15 protein-coding genes are annotated in these 13851 nt (G+C 72.3%); 13 read left to right on the plus strand and 2 right to left on the minus strand.

The annotated features are described in order from the left end of the window. A partial coding sequence (locus tag DY240_RS15845) for a Rieske (2Fe-2S) protein (RefSeq protein ID WP_147375350.1) occupies nt 1–379 on the plus strand: 379 nt, incomplete at its 5' end. A gap of 164 nt (nt 380–543) precedes the next feature. Here DY240_RS15845 and DY240_RS15850 read toward each other — a convergent pair. Continuing rightward, nucleotides 544–1395 carry a mechanosensitive ion channel family protein gene (locus tag DY240_RS15850; RefSeq protein ID WP_158602872.1) on the minus strand — a complete coding sequence of 284 codons (852 nt, stop codon included), beginning with the start codon at nt 1393–1395 and terminating at the stop codon, nt 544–546. A gap of 222 nt (nt 1396–1617) precedes the next feature. Between DY240_RS15850 and uvrC the strand changes: the two genes are divergently transcribed. From uvrC to DY240_RS15905, 11 genes are all read left to right on the plus strand, one after another. Further along, nucleotides 1618–3630, plus strand: coding sequence for an excinuclease ABC subunit UvrC (gene uvrC, locus DY240_RS15855; RefSeq protein WP_119660822.1), 2013 nt, complete (start codon nt 1618–1620; stop codon nt 3628–3630). 79 nt (nt 3631–3709) lie between these two features. Beyond that, nucleotides 3710–4597 (plus strand): RNase adapter RapZ, encoded by an 888-nt coding sequence (rapZ, locus tag DY240_RS15860; protein ID WP_119660823.1) that lies wholly within the window; start codon nt 3710–3712, stop codon nt 4595–4597. After that, nucleotides 4594–5610, plus strand: a complete 1017-nt coding sequence (locus DY240_RS15865) for a gluconeogenesis factor YvcK family protein (RefSeq protein ID WP_119660824.1) — start codon at nt 4594–4596, stop codon at nt 5608–5610. Before rapZ ends, DY240_RS15865 begins: the two co-directional genes overlap by 4 nt. 636 nt (nt 5611–6246) lie before the next feature. Next, nucleotides 6247–7227, plus strand: coding sequence for a DNA-binding protein WhiA (gene whiA / locus DY240_RS15870; protein WP_119660825.1), 981 nt, complete (start codon nt 6247–6249; stop codon nt 7225–7227). Continuing rightward, complete coding sequence (locus tag DY240_RS15875; protein WP_199701586.1) at nt 7224–7907, plus strand: peptidyl-tRNA hydrolase; 684 nt, start codon at nt 7224–7226, stop codon at nt 7905–7907. Before whiA ends, DY240_RS15875 begins: the two co-directional genes overlap by 4 nt. Before the next feature lie 108 nt (nt 7908–8015). Then, nucleotides 8016–9020 (plus strand): type I glyceraldehyde-3-phosphate dehydrogenase, encoded by a 1005-nt coding sequence (gene gap / locus DY240_RS15880; RefSeq protein WP_119660826.1) that lies wholly within the window; start codon nt 8016–8018, stop codon nt 9018–9020. A 5-nt stretch (nt 9021–9025) separates the two neighbouring features. Then, entirely contained in the window at nt 9026–10216 is a 1191-nt protein-coding gene (locus DY240_RS15885; protein WP_119660827.1) for a phosphoglycerate kinase, read from the plus strand. After that, nucleotides 10216–11001, plus strand: coding sequence for a triose-phosphate isomerase (gene tpiA / locus DY240_RS15890; protein WP_119660828.1), 786 nt, complete (start codon nt 10216–10218; stop codon nt 10999–11001). Before DY240_RS15885 ends, tpiA begins: the two co-directional genes overlap by 1 nt. A gap of 176 nt (nt 11002–11177) precedes the next feature. Next, entirely contained in the window at nt 11178–11408 is a 231-nt protein-coding gene (gene secG, locus DY240_RS15895; RefSeq protein WP_119660829.1) for a preprotein translocase subunit SecG, read from the plus strand. Nucleotides 11409–11429: 21 nt separating this feature from the next. Beyond that, nucleotides 11430–11771, plus strand: a complete 342-nt coding sequence (locus DY240_RS15900; RefSeq protein ID WP_119660830.1) for an RNA polymerase-binding protein RbpA — start codon at nt 11430–11432, stop codon at nt 11769–11771. 70 nt (nt 11772–11841) lie between these two features. After that, nucleotides 11842–12174, plus strand: coding sequence for a YciI family protein (locus DY240_RS15905; protein WP_119660831.1), 333 nt, complete (start codon nt 11842–11844; stop codon nt 12172–12174). Here the strand turns inward: DY240_RS15905 and DY240_RS15910 are convergent. Then, nucleotides 12116–13150 (minus strand): helix-turn-helix transcriptional regulator, encoded by a 1035-nt coding sequence (locus tag DY240_RS15910; RefSeq protein ID WP_119660832.1) that lies wholly within the window; start codon nt 13148–13150, stop codon nt 12116–12118. The two genes, DY240_RS15905 and DY240_RS15910, sit on opposite strands and share 59 nt — an antisense overlap. Before the next feature lie 50 nt (nt 13151–13200). Here DY240_RS15910 and DY240_RS15915 point away from each other — a divergent pair. Further along, nucleotides 13201–13851 (plus strand): DinB family protein (locus DY240_RS15915; protein ID WP_147375351.1); only part of this gene is annotated, 651 nt, incomplete at its 3' end.

Below are 13851 nucleotides of genomic sequence, written 5' to 3' on the forward strand. Positions count from 1 at the left end.
GACCGAGCCCAGCGCCGACGCGCCGGGCGGCGAGGCCGGCACGCCCGCCGAGCCGACCGAGGGCGCGTCGACCCCGGCCGAGCAGCCGGGTGGCGAGGCGCTCACCACCACCGCCGAGGTGCCGGTGGGCGGCGGCGTCGTCCTGCACGGCCCGGGCGTGGTGGTGGCGCAGCCCGAAGCCGGCACGTTCGTCGCCTACAGCAGCACCTGCACCCACCAGGGCTGCGCGGTCACGACGGTCGCCGACGGCCTGATCACCTGCGACTGCCACGGCAGCCAGTTCAACGTCGCCGACGGCTCGGTGGCCAACGGCCCGGCCGAGCAGCCGCTGCCGCCGGTGGCGATCACCGTCGAGGGTGACCAGATCCTCGCCGGCTGACAGGGGGACGACCCGGCCGCCGCCCGCGCGTGAGGGGGCAGTGGCCGGGTCGTGTGCCGTCCGGCATCGGCGTCCGCCGCGGCCGTGGGCCGACGGGGGCCGCACCCGGCCGGTGCGAACGGGGTGAACCGGCGGCCGGGTGCGGCGTCAGGGGAGCGGTGGTGTCAGACGCCGGGACGCGGCTCGGTGGACGGCGGCTCCTCGTCGCCGAACAGCGACTGGCCGGGCGGGTCGGCCGGCGCGGCCGAACCCGGCGCGGCCGAGCCCGACGCGGCCGAACCCGGTGTCGCGGACGCAGGCGAGCCGTACGACGACGCCGTCGCGGGGCGGCCCATCGACCGCTCGACGTTCGACGGCGACAGCTTCGTCCACCACTCGCGGGCGGTGTTGATGCCGCCGACGCCGAACGCGATCGTCGCCGCGCCCAGGATCGCCAGCGGCAGGTACTGCAGCAGCGTGTTCTCGATCTTCGACGTCACCGACGGCGCGAAGTTCAGCGTGTCGAACGCGGCCAGGACCCCGACGATCAGCACCCCGATGCGCACGGCGCTGCTGACCCAGCCCATGTTGCGGCTCTCGGCGAACGGACGGACGACATTCGCCGCCCAATTCGCGATCGCGGCGGCCACGAACAGCACCAGAAGTGCGACGGCCACCAGCGGCAGATACGCGATCAGCAGATTCAGCATCGACGTCAACTCGTCGATCTGCAGCACTTCCGCCGCGATCTGCACGAAAATGATGAAGATGAGGAAATAGGCCACCTGGCCGATCAGCGCGACTCCGCTGGTGCCGGCCTGGCGCAGCGTGTTCTCGAGGCCGGTGGCCTCGGTCAGGCGGCCCGCGCCGATCTTGTTCAGGCCGGCCGTCAGCAGTCGCCTGATCAGTTTCGCGACCCAGTGCCCCACCAGCAGCAGTAGAAGCGCGACCACCAGGCGCGGCACGAAGTCGCCGATGTCGGAGCCGAGCCGGCTGAAGGAATCGCCGAGTTGGTCGACGAAATTCTCTGTTCGCACAGATGTGGGCATTCCATGCCTCCCGCCCTGTCTCGAAGGTGCCCCCGAAGATAGTTCCGGCCCGCCAACCGCTCAGTGCGATTCCGATTTGTTCCGCTATTCGGCCGAGGGAGGTGTGAGAATTGTCGGCACATCGCCGCACATTGACGGCCGGGCATCGGTCACGCCGACGGCGAACGCCGTCGTGCCGACCTCGTCGGTGCCAGGTCATAGGCTGGGTGCGTGGCCGATCCGACGACATACCGACCGGCCCCGGGGTCGATCCCGGTCGAGCCCGGGGTCTACCGCTTCAGCGACGCGCACGGCCGGGTCATCTACGTCGGCAAGGCCAAGAGCCTGCGCTCGCGGCTGTCGTCGTACTTCCAGGACCTCTCCGCGCTGCACCCGCGCACGTTCGCCATGGTCACCACGGCCGCCAAGGTCGAGTGGACGGTGGTGCGCAACGAGGTCGAGGCGCTGCAGCTGGAGTACTCCTGGATCAAGGAGTTCGACCCGCGGTTCAACGTCCGCTACCGCGACGACAAGTCCTACCCGTACCTCGCGGTCACCCTGAACGAGGAGTACCCGCGGGCCATGGTCATGCGCGGCGCGAAGAAGCGCGGCGTCCGCTACTTCGGCCCGTACGCCCACGCGTGGGCCATCCGCGAGTCGCTCGACCAGCTACTGCGGGTCTTCCCGGTGCGCAGCTGCTCCAAGGGCGTGTTCAACCGGTCCCGGCAGATCGGCCGTCCGTGCCTGCTCGGCTACATCGGCAAGTGCTCCGCGCCGTGCGTCGGCCGGGTCGACGCCGACGAGCACCGCCAGATCGCCGACGACCTCGTCTCGTTCCTCGAGGGAAAGACGACGGGGTACATCCGGCGGCTGGAGAAGGAGATGAAGGCCGCCGCCGCCGAGCTCGACTTCGAGCGGGCGGCACGGCTGCGCGACGACATCGCCGCGCTCGACCGCGCCATGGAGGCCAACGCCGTCGTGCTCGGCGACGGCACCGACGCCGACGTCGTCGCGCTCGCCGACGACGCGCTCGAGGTGGCCGTCCAGGTGTTCTACGTGCGCGGCGGCCGCATCCGCGGACAGCGCGGCTGGGTCGCCGACAAGTCCGACGACGCACCCGCGGGCGAGCTGGTCGAGCGGTTCCTGCTGCAGCTCTACGGTGAGCTGGGCGGCGAGTCGGTGCCGCGCGAGATCCTCGTCCCCGCCATACCCGACGACGCCGAGGAAGCCGCCGCCCTCACCGAGCTGCTGACCGAGCTGCGCGGCGGCCGGGTCGACATCCGGGTGCCGCAGCGCGGCGACAAGCGGGCGCTGCTGCAGACCGTCGCCGCCAACGCCAAGCAGTCGCTCAACCTGCACAAGACGAAGCGAGCCAGCGACCTCACCACCCGCAGCCGGGCGCTGGAGGAGATCCAGGACGCCCTCGAGCTCGACGAGCCGCCGCTGCGCATCGAGTGCTACGACATCTCCAACCTGGCCGGCACCGAGGTCGTCGGCTCCATGGTGGTCTTCGAGGACGGCCTGCCGCGCAAGAGCGAGTACCGCAAGTTCACCGTCCGCGGCGAGCAGGGCGGCACCGACGACGTCGCCGCCATCCGCGAGGTGCTGACGCGCCGGTTCCGCCGGCTGCGCGAGTCGAACCAGGCCGACCAGGACGAAGCGGTGCCCGACGGCGGCGCTGCTTCCGGCCCGGTGGCCGTCGCCGAGCCTGAGCTGCGGCCGGGCATCGACCCCACCACCGGCCGGCCGCGCAAGTTCGCCTACGCACCCGGGCTGGTGGTCGTCGACGGCGGCCAGCCGCAGGTCAACGCGGCCCGGCAGGCCATGGACGAGGCCGGCGTCAGCGACATCCCCGTCGTCGGGCTGGCCAAGCGCCTGGAGGAGGTGTGGCCGCCCGACTCCGACCACCCGATCATCCTGCCGCGCACCAGCGAGGGCTTGTATCTGCTGCAGCGGGTAAGGGACGAAGCGCACCGCTTCGCCATCACGTTCCACCGGCAGCGCCGCTCCACCTCCATGGTCGACAGCCTGCTCGACGGCGTGCCCGGTCTCGGGCCGGCGCGACGCAAGGCGCTCATGAAGGAGTTCGGGTCGCTGAAACGGCTGCGAGCTGCGACCATGGAGCAGATCGCGGAGGTCCCCGGCTTCGGTCCTGCGACGGCGCAGGCGGTGGTCGACGCGCTGGCGGAGCGCCCGGCCGCGCCGGCCGTGAACACCACAACCGGCGAGATCCTCGACTCGTGACCAACTCCGGCCACGGTCGCTCGCCGGAGGCGCCGCACAACTGAACACCCACCGCCGCACCGCACAAGGGGATCGCACCATGAACGACCAGGGCCGACCGGAGGCCTCGGAGAAGCTCGAGCTGCTCCTGGTCACCGGAATGTCCGGCGCCGGCAAGACGGCGGCGACGGCAGCCCTCGACGACATCGGCTGGTTCGTCGTCGACAACCTGCCGCCGTCGCTGCTGATGGACCTCGTCACCACCGTCACCCAGCGCACCGACCTGCGCCGTGTGGCCGTCGTCGCCGACGTCCGCGGCGGGGTGTTCTTCGGTGAGCTGCGCGGCGCGCTCGACCGCCTCACCGAGCAGGGCTACCGCCCGACGGTGCTCTTCCTCGAGGCCGGCAACGAGGCGCTGGTCCGCCGGTTCGAGTCCGCCCGCCGGCCGCACCCGCTGCAGGGCGGCGGCCGCATCCTCGAGGCGATCGAGCGCGAGCGCGAAGAGCTGGCGTCGCTGCGCGTCGCCGCCGACGTCGTCATCGACACCTCGCTGCTCAACCCGCACGAGCTGGCCAGCCGGGTCCGGTCGGCGTTCTCCGCGCCCGAAGAAACCGGGCTGCGGGCCATCGTCATCTCCTTCGGATTCAAGTACGGTCTGCCGGTGGACGCCGACCTCGTCGCCGACATGCGCTTCCTGCCCAACCCGCACTGGGTGCCGCACCTGCGCCCGCAGAACGGGCAGGACCTCGAGGTCAGCGACTACGTACTGGCGCAGGCCGGGGCCGAGGACTTCCTCGAGCACTACAGCGAGCTGGTCGCCATGGTGGCGCCCGGCTACCTGCACGAGGGCAAGCGGTTCGTCACCATCGGCATCGGCTGCACCGGCGGCAAGCACCGCAGCGTCGCGATGAGCGAGGCGCTCGCGCAGCGGCTGCGCAAACAGGGCATCGAGACCCTCGTGGTCCATCGCGATCTCGGACGGGAATGACAGAACCACTCACGAGTACGGCGGGCCGCGTCGCCCGCGGCCGGCTCGCCGGCCCGAAGGTCGTCGCCCTCGGCGGCGGGCACGGCCTCGCGGCGTCGCTCTCGGCCCTGCGGCGCATGGCCGGGCGGCTGACCGCCGTCGTCACCGTCGCCGACGACGGCGGCTCGAGCGGCCGGCTGCGCGAGGAACTCGGCGTGCTCCCGCCGGGCGACCTCCGCATGGCGCTCGCCGCCCTGTGCGGCGACGACGACTGGGGCCGCACCTGGGCGCGGGTGCTGCAGCACCGGTTCCTCAGCGGCGGCGAACTGCACAACCACGCCGCCGGCAACCTGCTCATCGTCGCGCTGTGGGAGCTGCTCGGCGGCCACGTCGAGGGCCTCGACTGGGTCGGCCGGCTGCTCGGCGCCCAGGGCCGGGTGCTGCCGATGGCGCTCGTCCCGCTGACCATCGAGGCACTGGTCGGCCGGCCGGCCGCGCAGCCCGGCGCACCGCGCGAGATCTCCACCGTCAGCGGGCAGCACGAGGTGGCTACGACCGACGGCGACATCGTCGCCGTCGGCCTGGTCCCGGAGAACCCGCCGGCCTGCCCCGAGGCGCTGGAGGCCATCGCCGACGCCGACTGGGTGGTGCTCGGCCCCGGCTCCTGGTTCAGCAGCGTCGTGCCGCACCTGCTCGTCCCCGAGATCCGCGACGCGCTGGTCACGACGTCCGCGCGGCGGGCGGTGACGCTCAACCTCTCCGAGGAGGGCGGCGAGACCACCGGCTTCACCCCTGAGATGCACCTGGAGGTGCTCGGGGCGTACGCGCCGGACCTGCGGCTGGACCTCGTCATCGCCGAGCGCACCTCGTGCCCCGACGAGAAGCTGCTGCGCCGCATCGCCGCCGAGATGGGCGCCGAGCTCGTCGTCGCCGACGTCGCGGTGGGCGACGGCACCGCCCGTCACGACCCCGTCCGGTTGGGGCGCGCCTACGCCCAGACGCTCGGCAGCGGCGGCATCGGTCCTTGGGGTTGAGGTCGGGGCGCAGCGTTGGCCGTCCCCCTGCTGCCCGATTGTCTTGGCCGCGCACGCGCGCCTCAAGTCCGCGGCCTCTGACTGTTCACTGCTCGTTGTGGGTGGGGGCCTTGGACTTGACCCGCGCGCCCGCGGCTCAGAACGGGCAGCTATCAGGGGGACGGGGGGAGTGTGGCGACGGTGCCAGGCCTCTGGGCCCGTTTCGGTGTGAGGGTGTCGTGGGGCGTCCACCTGGTGAGATTTCGCCGTGATTCGGGGGCCATCACGAGGATTACCCCAGCGTCAACACCCCTACAGCCATGGTGATGCTCACGAAATCCTCGTGATGTAGGCGATCGCCGATGATCATCGCTGTCCACACTCCGACAAAGCAGGCGAAACGGGCACGCCAAACGCCGAGGCGTGCCCACATCCTCCCCGTCCCCCTGATAACTGCCCGTTCTTCGCCGCGGACGGGTGAGTCAAGCGGTCATCGTCGCGCGAAGCGCCCCAGTAGTCCGCTTGACGCACCCGTCCGCGGCAAGAGAATGGGCAGCAGGGGGACGGGGAGCCCAACCCGACGCCCCCTGGCGAACCATCCGTCCGGCATGCAGTGACCGTGACCGGACGGGCTCTCCGGTGTGGCAGGATCACGGCATGGCGATGACAGCATCCGTGAAGGACGAGCTGGCTCGCCTCGAGGTGACCAGGACGTGCTGCCGTAAGGCTGAGGTGTCGTCGCTGCTGCGCTTTGCCGGCGGCCTGCACATCGTCAGTGGGAAGATCGTCATCGAGGCCGAGTTGGATACGGGGGTCGCGGCCCGCAGGCTGCGACGTGACATTGCGGAGGTGTTCGGCCACGACAGCGACCTCGCGATGGTCGCGGCCGGTGGGCTGCGCAAGGGGAGCCGCTACGTCGTGCGCGTGGTGCGCGACGGCGAGCGGCTGGCGCGGCAGACGGGGTTGATCGACGGCAGCGGGCGGCCGGTCCGCGGGCTGCCGCCGCAGGTGGTGAACGGGGCCGACCACGACGCCGAGGCGGCGTGGCGGGGGGCGTTCCTCGCGCACGGCTCGCTGACCGAGCCGGGCCGCAGCTCCGCGCTCGAGGTCACCTGCCCGGGGCCCGAGGCGGCGCTCGCGCTGGTCGGCGCGGCCCGGCGGCTGGAGATCTCGGCCAAGGCGCGCGACGTCCGCGGCACCGACCGCGTGGTGGTGCGCGACGGCGACGCCATCGGCGCGCTGCTGACCCGGCTGGGCGCGCACGACAGCGTGCTGGCCTGGGAGGAACGGCGCATGCGCCGCGAGGTCCGGGCCACGGCGAACCGGCTGGCCAACTTCGACGACGCCAACCTGCGGCGGTCCGCGCGGGCGGCCGTCGCCGCGGGGGCGCGGGTCGAGCGGGCGCTGGAGATCCTCGGCGACGACGTCCCCGATCACCTGCGCCAAGCCGGCCTGCTCCGGCTGGAGAACAAGCAGGCAAGCCTCGAAGAGCTGGGCCAGCTGTCCGACCCGCCGATGACGAAGGACGCCGTGGCCGGCCGCATCCGCCGGCTGCTCGCCATGGCCGACCGCAAGGCCGCCGACGAAGGCATCCCCGACACCGAGGCCAGCCTGACGCCGGACATGCTCGCCCCGTGACCGACGCCCCGCCGTCCGGGCCGGAGGCGTGGGCGATGCAGATCGTCGTCCACCTGCCCCGCGCGGGCTCGCCGGAGGGGGAGCCGCCCACCCGGCGGGCGCTGCTGGAGGCGGTGGCGACGGCGGTCGGCCGGCTGGTCGACACCGCGTACGCCGACGACGCCGACCCGGCCTGGGGCGCCGCGATCCGGCGGTACGAGGACGGCTGGATCCGCAAGGTCGTTCGCCGGGCGCGGGGCATCCACTGGCGGCGGGTCCAGGACCTGCCCGGCGTCGGCGTCGAGCACGACGGCGCCGGCGTCCGGGCGCTGCTGCCCGGCCCGGTCGGCGAACTCCCGGACGTCGTGCGGAAGCTCCAGGTCGGCGGCACCGAGGCCGAGCCCGACGACGACGGCGGCGGCCCGCCGCCGCCCGGCGCGCTCGCCGTCGCCGTCAACCCGGCGGTGACCATGACGGCGGGCAAGGCGGCCGCCCAGGCCGGGCACGCCGCCCAGCTCGCCTGGCACGCGATGCCGCCGGCGCGGCGGCGGGAGTGGGCGGTGGCCGGATGTCCGGTGCGTGTCGTCCGGGTGACGGAGGGGGAGTGGAGGGCGGGCCTCGACCACGCCGCCGTCGTGGTCCGCGACGGCGGGCTGACCGAGGTCACGCCGGGTACGACGACGGCACTAGCATGGTGGTGACGGGCCACTCAACGTTTCCGGCACCGATGCCCTAATGTTTCGTCTGGGTCACCACGACGGGGTGGACGACCGTTCTGTACGCCCTGAACCGTGAAGGAGCATCTCCTGATGACCGTTCGTGTTGGCATCAACGGCTTCGGCCGTATCGGGCGCAACTTCGCTCGCGCGGTCTTCGCGCAGGGCGGCGACGACATCGAGATCGTCGGCGCCAACGACCTCACCGACACCAAGACGCTCGCCCACCTGCTCAAGTACGACTCCATCCTGGGCATCCTCGACGACGTCAGCTACGACGGCGACACCATCACCGCCGGCGGCCAGTCGTTCAAGGTGCTGACCGAGCGCGACCCGGCCCAGCTGCCGTGGAAGGACCTCGGCGCCGACGTCGTTCTCGAGTCCACCGGCTTCTTCACCGACGCCACCAAGGCGAAGGCCCACGTCGACGGCGGCGCGCAGAAGGTCGTCATCTCGGCCCCGGCGAAGAACGAGGACGTCACCGTCGTCATGGGCGTCAACGAGGACACCTACGACCCCGCCGCGCACACCATCATCTCCAACGCCTCCTGCACCACGAACTGCCTGGCCCCGCTGGCCAAGGTGCTGCACGACGCGTTCACCATCGAGCGCGGCCTCATGACGACGGTGCACGCCTACACCGCCGACCAGAACCTGCAGGACGGCCCGCACAAGGACCTGCGCCGGGCCCGCGCCGCCGCGCTGAGCATCGTCCCAACCAGCACCGGTGCGGCCAAGGCCATCGGCCTGGTGCTGCCGGAGCTCAAGGGCAAGCTCGACGGCTTCGCCATGCGCGTCCCGGTGCCCACCGGCTCGGCCACCGACCTCACCGTCACGCTGTCGCGCGAGGTCACCGTCGACGAGGTCAACGCGGCGTACAAGGCGGCCGCCGAGGGCGCGCTGGCCGGCTACCTGCGTTACACCGAGGACGAGATCGTCTCCGCCGACATCGTCACCGACCCCGCGTCGTGCATCTACGACGCCGGCCTGACGCGCGTCAACGGCGACCAGGTGAAGGTCGTGGGCTGGTACGACAACGAGTGGGGCTACTCCAACCGTCTGGTCGACCTGGTCCGCTACGTCGGCAACTCGCTCTGAGTGCGATGAGGGGAATCGACGAGCTGGGGGACCTGCGCGGCAAGCGGGTCCTCCTGCGCTCCGACCTCAACGTGCCGCTCGATGGCGACACCATCACCGACGACGGCCGGGTGCGCGCGTCGGTGCCGACCATCCAGCAGCTGACCGCCGCGGGGGCACGGGTCGTCGTCACGGCGCACCTGGGCCGGCCGAAGGGCACGCCGGAGCCGAAGTACTCGCTGGCGCCGGTGGCCAGGCGGCTGTCCGAGCTGCTCGGCGCCGACGTCGCGTTCGCCACCGACACCGTCGGCGAGAGCGCGCGGAAGACGGTGGCCGCGCTGGCCGACGGCGAGGTCGCGTTGCTCGAGAACCTGCGCTTCGACGCCCGCGAGACCAGCAAGGACGACGCCGAGCGTGCGGCGTTCGCGGCCGAGCTGGCCGAGCTGGCCGACGTGTTCGTCTCCGACGGCTTCGGCGTCGTGCACCGCAAGCAGGCCAGCGTCTACGACATCGCGCAGCTGCTGCCGCACGCCGCGGGCCAGCTGGTCCAGGCCGAGGTGCAGGCGTTCTCGAAGGTCCTCGACGACCCGGAACGCCCATACGTCGTCGTGCTCGGCGGCTCGAAGGTGTCCGACAAGCTGGGCGTCATCGACAACCTGCTCGAGAAGGTCGACCGCCTGCTCATCGGCGGCGGCATGGCGTTCACGTTCCTCAAGGCCCAGGGCTACGAGGTCGGCGGCTCGCTGCTCGAGGAGGACCAGCTCGACACCGTCCGCGGCTACCTGAGCCGGGCCGAGGAGCGCGGCGTCGAGCTGGTGCTGCCGGTCGACGTCGTCGTCGCGGCCGACATCAGCGAGGACGCCGCCACCTCCGTCGTCACCGCGTCGGCCATCCCGGCCGACCAGAAGGGCCTCGACATCGGCCCGGCCACCATCGAGCTGTTCCGCGGCAAGCTGGCCGACGCCAGGACGGTGGTCTGGAACGGCCCCATGGGCGTGTTCGAGCTGGCGCCGTTCGCCGAGGGCACCCGGCAGGTCGCCATCGCCGTCTCCGAGGTCGACGGCACCAGTGTCGTCGGCGGCGGTGACTCCGCGGCCGCCGTCCGCCAGCTGGGCCTGGACGAGAGCGCGTTCACGCACATCTCGACCGGCGGCGGGGCGTCGCTCGAGCTGCTCGAGGGCAAGCACCTGCCCGGCCTGACCGTCTTGGAGTCCTGATGGCGACGACCACCCGCCGGCCGCTCATGGCCGGCAACTGGAAGATGAACCTCACCCACCTCGAGGCCATCGCGCTGGTGCAGAAGCTCGCCTTCTCGCTCAACGACGACGACCTCGAGAAGGTCGAGGTGGCGGTGCTGCCGCCGTTCACCGACATCCGCTCGGTGCAGACGCTCATCGACGCCGACCGCTACAACATCGCCTACGGCGCGCAGGACCTCTCCCAGCACGACTCCGGCGCCTACACCGGCGACATCTCCGGGGCCATGCTGGCGAAGCTGGGCTGCACGTACGTCGTCGTCGGCCACTCCGAGCGGCGCGAGTACCACGGCGAGACCGACGAGCTGGTCGCCGCGAAGATCAAGGCGGCGTACAAGCACGAGCTCACGCCGATCCTGTGCATCGGCGAGCCGCTCGAGGTCCGCCAGGAGAACCGGCACGTCGAGCACACGCTGGCGCAGCTCGACGGCGCCCTCGACGGCCTCGGCGCGGCGCAGGCGGCCAGCATCGTCGTCGCGTACGAGCCGGTCTGGGCCATCGGCACCGGCGAGGTCGCCACGCCCGACGACGCGCAGGAGATGGCCGCGGCCATCCGCGAGCGGCTGGCGAAGCTGTACAGCGCCGAGGTCGCGGCGGGCGTGCGCATCCTCTACGGCGGCTCCGTCAAGGCGGCCAACGTCAAGCCGATCATGGAGCAGCCCGACGTCGACGGCGCCCTCGTGGGCGGCGCGAGCATCAACGCCGACGAGTTCGCGCTGATCGCCCGCTACCACCGCAATCCCTGAGCACCAGCACGTTCGTGTCCCCGTCGCCCGGCCGGTCTCGACCGCCGGGGGCGGGGACATGATCATTCCGAGGCACCGGGTACCATTCGGCACGACAGGCTCGAACGCGTAGTCTTGGACCGTGCGGCTGGCGCTCTGCCGGCCCGCCCGATCCGGAAGGACGAAGGCACACCACCGTGGAACTGGCATTCTCGATCCTGCTGGTCATCACCAGCGCGTTGCTGATCCTGCTGGTGCTCATGCACAAGGGCAAGGGTGGCGGCCTGTCCGACATGTTCGGTGGGGGTGTGTCGTCCTCGCTGGGCGGCTCCTCGGTGGCCGAGCGCAACCTCGACCGTCTGACGGTCGCGCTGGGCCTGGTCTGGGCCGCCGCCATCGTCGCGCTCGGTCTGCTGCGCGCCAGCTAGAACCGTCAGGGAGGACGCACCGTGGTCGGAGGCAACGCGATCCGTGGCAGCCGGGTGGGCGCCGGTCCCATGGGTGAGGCAGAACGCGGCGATTCCGCGCCACGCCGCAAGGTGACGTACTACTGCGAGCACGGGCACGAGAGCTCGCCCAGCTTCGCCGCCGACGCCGCCATCCCCGAGTCCTGGGACTGCATCCGCTGCGGGCTCCCGGCCAGCCAGGACCGCGAGCACCCGCCGGCCGCGCCGCGCATCGAGCCGTACAAGACGCATCTGGCGTACGTGAAAGAGCGGCGCAGCGACGAGGACGGCGCGGCCATCCTCGAGGAGGCGCTGCAGGCGCTGCGCAAGCGTCGCTCGCTCTAGCACCTGCCGTTCCCGACCAGCCGCGGCTTCTGGGGTCCGCGCCTGCCCGAGTGATCGATCGAGGAGAGCTGTGGACGACGGGGCCGCGCACGAGCCCGAGGAATGGGTCGTGCTTCTCCATACTCCAGGTCCCGGTGTCGACGGGCCGATCTTCGGCGATCCGCGCTTCGCCCATCATCGCGCGTTCCTGCAGTCGATGGCCGAGCGCGGCTGGCTGGTCGCCGCGGGACCGTTCGGCGACGCCGGGGCCGAGGGCATGACCGTGCTGCGGGTCCGCGGACCGGGTGCGGCCGCCGAAGCCAAGCGTCTGGCCGAGGCCGACCAGTCCGTGACGCAGGGTCTGCTCACGGTGCGGGTCCGTCCGTGGCGGGTCGTCTCGCAGGCCGAGCCCGCGACTTCCTGAGCGCCGCGGGTCTCGTCGCGGCGCTGTCCGTGTCGTTCTGGTCGAGGAAGGCCCGGGCCGCGCGGCGCATGTCGTCGCGCAGCTCGGCGGGTTCCAGCACCACGACGTCGCCGGCCAGCCCGAGCAGGTGGCTGCGTGTCTCGTGGGCCGACTCGAAGGTCATCGCGACCTCCGACCAGCCGTCGTCGTCCGGCGGCGTCCGCGACTCGATGACGGCGTTGCGCGCCCACCGCAGCCGGACGCCTGCGTAGCCGCGGACCCGCAGCCTGACGGGGTAGCGGCGCAGCTCGGCGAAGTACCGGTCGCTGCTGCGCTGCCAGTGCTCGGCGAGGTCGAAGCCGGCCGGCCGTTCGAAGCGCTCGCCGGTGGCGTCGGCCCGCACGATGCGCTCGACCCGGTACGTGCGGAACTCGCCGGTCATCGTGCGGGCGACGAGGTACCAGGACCACTTCTTCGCCACCAGCCCGAGCGGCTCGACGACGACGGCGTCGGGCGCGCTGCCGTAGGCGAGGCGCACCCGGGTGTCGTCCCAGACGGCGCGCCGCAGCACGGGCAGCCAGGGTGAGAGCTCGCGCCTCTCCATCCAGTCGGCGTGGTCGACCAGCACCCGTTCCCGGGCGAGGTCGGCCTGCCGCCGGGCGTGCGCCGGCACCGTCGCCAGCAGCTTCGCCTCGGCCGAGCCCGCCGCCGCGTCCAGCCCGAGGTCGGCCAGCACGTGCGCCGTCGACGCCACGAACAGTGCGGCGGTCTCGGCGGGGGAGAGGCCCGTCAGCCGGGTGCGGTAGTCGGCGGCCAGCGACCAGCCGCCGCCCCGGCCGCGGTCGGCGTACACCGGGAAGCCGGCCACACTCAGCGCGTCGAGGTCGCGCTGGACCGTCCGCGCCGACACCTCCAGCCGCCGCGCCAGCTCACCCGCCGTCAGCCGGCCGTGCGTCTGCAGCAGCAGGACGATCTGGACGAGGCGTTCGGCGCGCACATCCCTAATATGACAGGCGATGTCCTATTAGGGGTCTACCGTCATTCGCCATGACATGGAGTGCCGACCTGCTCGACCAGCTCGAGTTCTACTGGACCGTTCATTTCCGGCCGCGGCTGGCCGGCCTGACCGACGACGAGTACCTGTGGGAACCGGTCGACGGGGCGTGGAGCCTGCGCCCCGGCCCTGACGGTGCGCTGGAGCTGGAGTCCGTCCAGCCCGAGCCGCCGCTCCCGCCGGTGACGACGATCGCCTGGCGCGCCATGCACGTCGGCCGCGACGTGCTGGGGAAGCGGGCGCGGGCCTTCTTCGACCCGGCCGCCGCGGACGCCGACATGTACGACGCCGGGCACTGGCCGTCGCCGCTGCCGGGGGACGCCGCGGGAGCGCTGGCGCTGCTGGACGAGGCGTACGAGCTGTGGCGGTCCGGAGTGGCCGCGCTGGACGACGACGCGATGCTGCGGCCGCTGGGGCCGCGCGGCGGGCCGTACGCCCAGGACTCCATGGCCAAGCTCGTGCTGCACGTCAACCGCGAAGTGATGGCGCACGGTGCGGAGATCTGCCTGCTGCGCGACCTGTACCGGGCCTACGCCGACCGCCGCGACCCGGTCGTGGCGGCGGCGCTGCGCGGCGACGCGACGGGCGTGGCGGCCGCCGGGCCGGACGACGTGCGCCCGACGCTGGTCGCCGAGGCGGCGGGC

The organism is Jiangella rhizosphaerae, from assembly GCF_003579925.1.
Classification (GTDB): domain Bacteria; phylum Actinomycetota; class Actinomycetes; order Jiangellales; family Jiangellaceae; genus Jiangella; species Jiangella rhizosphaerae.

Excerpts from the sequence above, each read along its gene's own strand:
- tpiA (WP_119660828.1), top strand. The coding sequence starts at position 10,216 with ATGGCGACGACCACCCGCCGGCCGCTCATGGCCGGCAACTGGAAGATG.
- DY240_RS15865 (WP_119660824.1), top strand. The coding sequence starts at position 4,594 with ATGACAGAACCACTCACGAGTACGGCGGGCCGCGTCGCCCGCGGCCGG.
- gap (WP_119660826.1), top strand. The coding sequence starts at position 8,016 with ATGACCGTTCGTGTTGGCATCAACGGCTTCGGCCGTATCGGGCGCAAC.
- rapZ (WP_119660823.1), top strand. The coding sequence starts at position 3,710 with ATGAACGACCAGGGCCGACCGGAGGCCTCGGAGAAGCTCGAGCTGCTC.
- DY240_RS15885 (WP_119660827.1), top strand. The coding sequence starts at position 9,026 with ATGAGGGGAATCGACGAGCTGGGGGACCTGCGCGGCAAGCGGGTCCTC.
- whiA (WP_119660825.1), top strand. The coding sequence starts at position 6,247 with ATGGCGATGACAGCATCCGTGAAGGACGAGCTGGCTCGCCTCGAGGTG.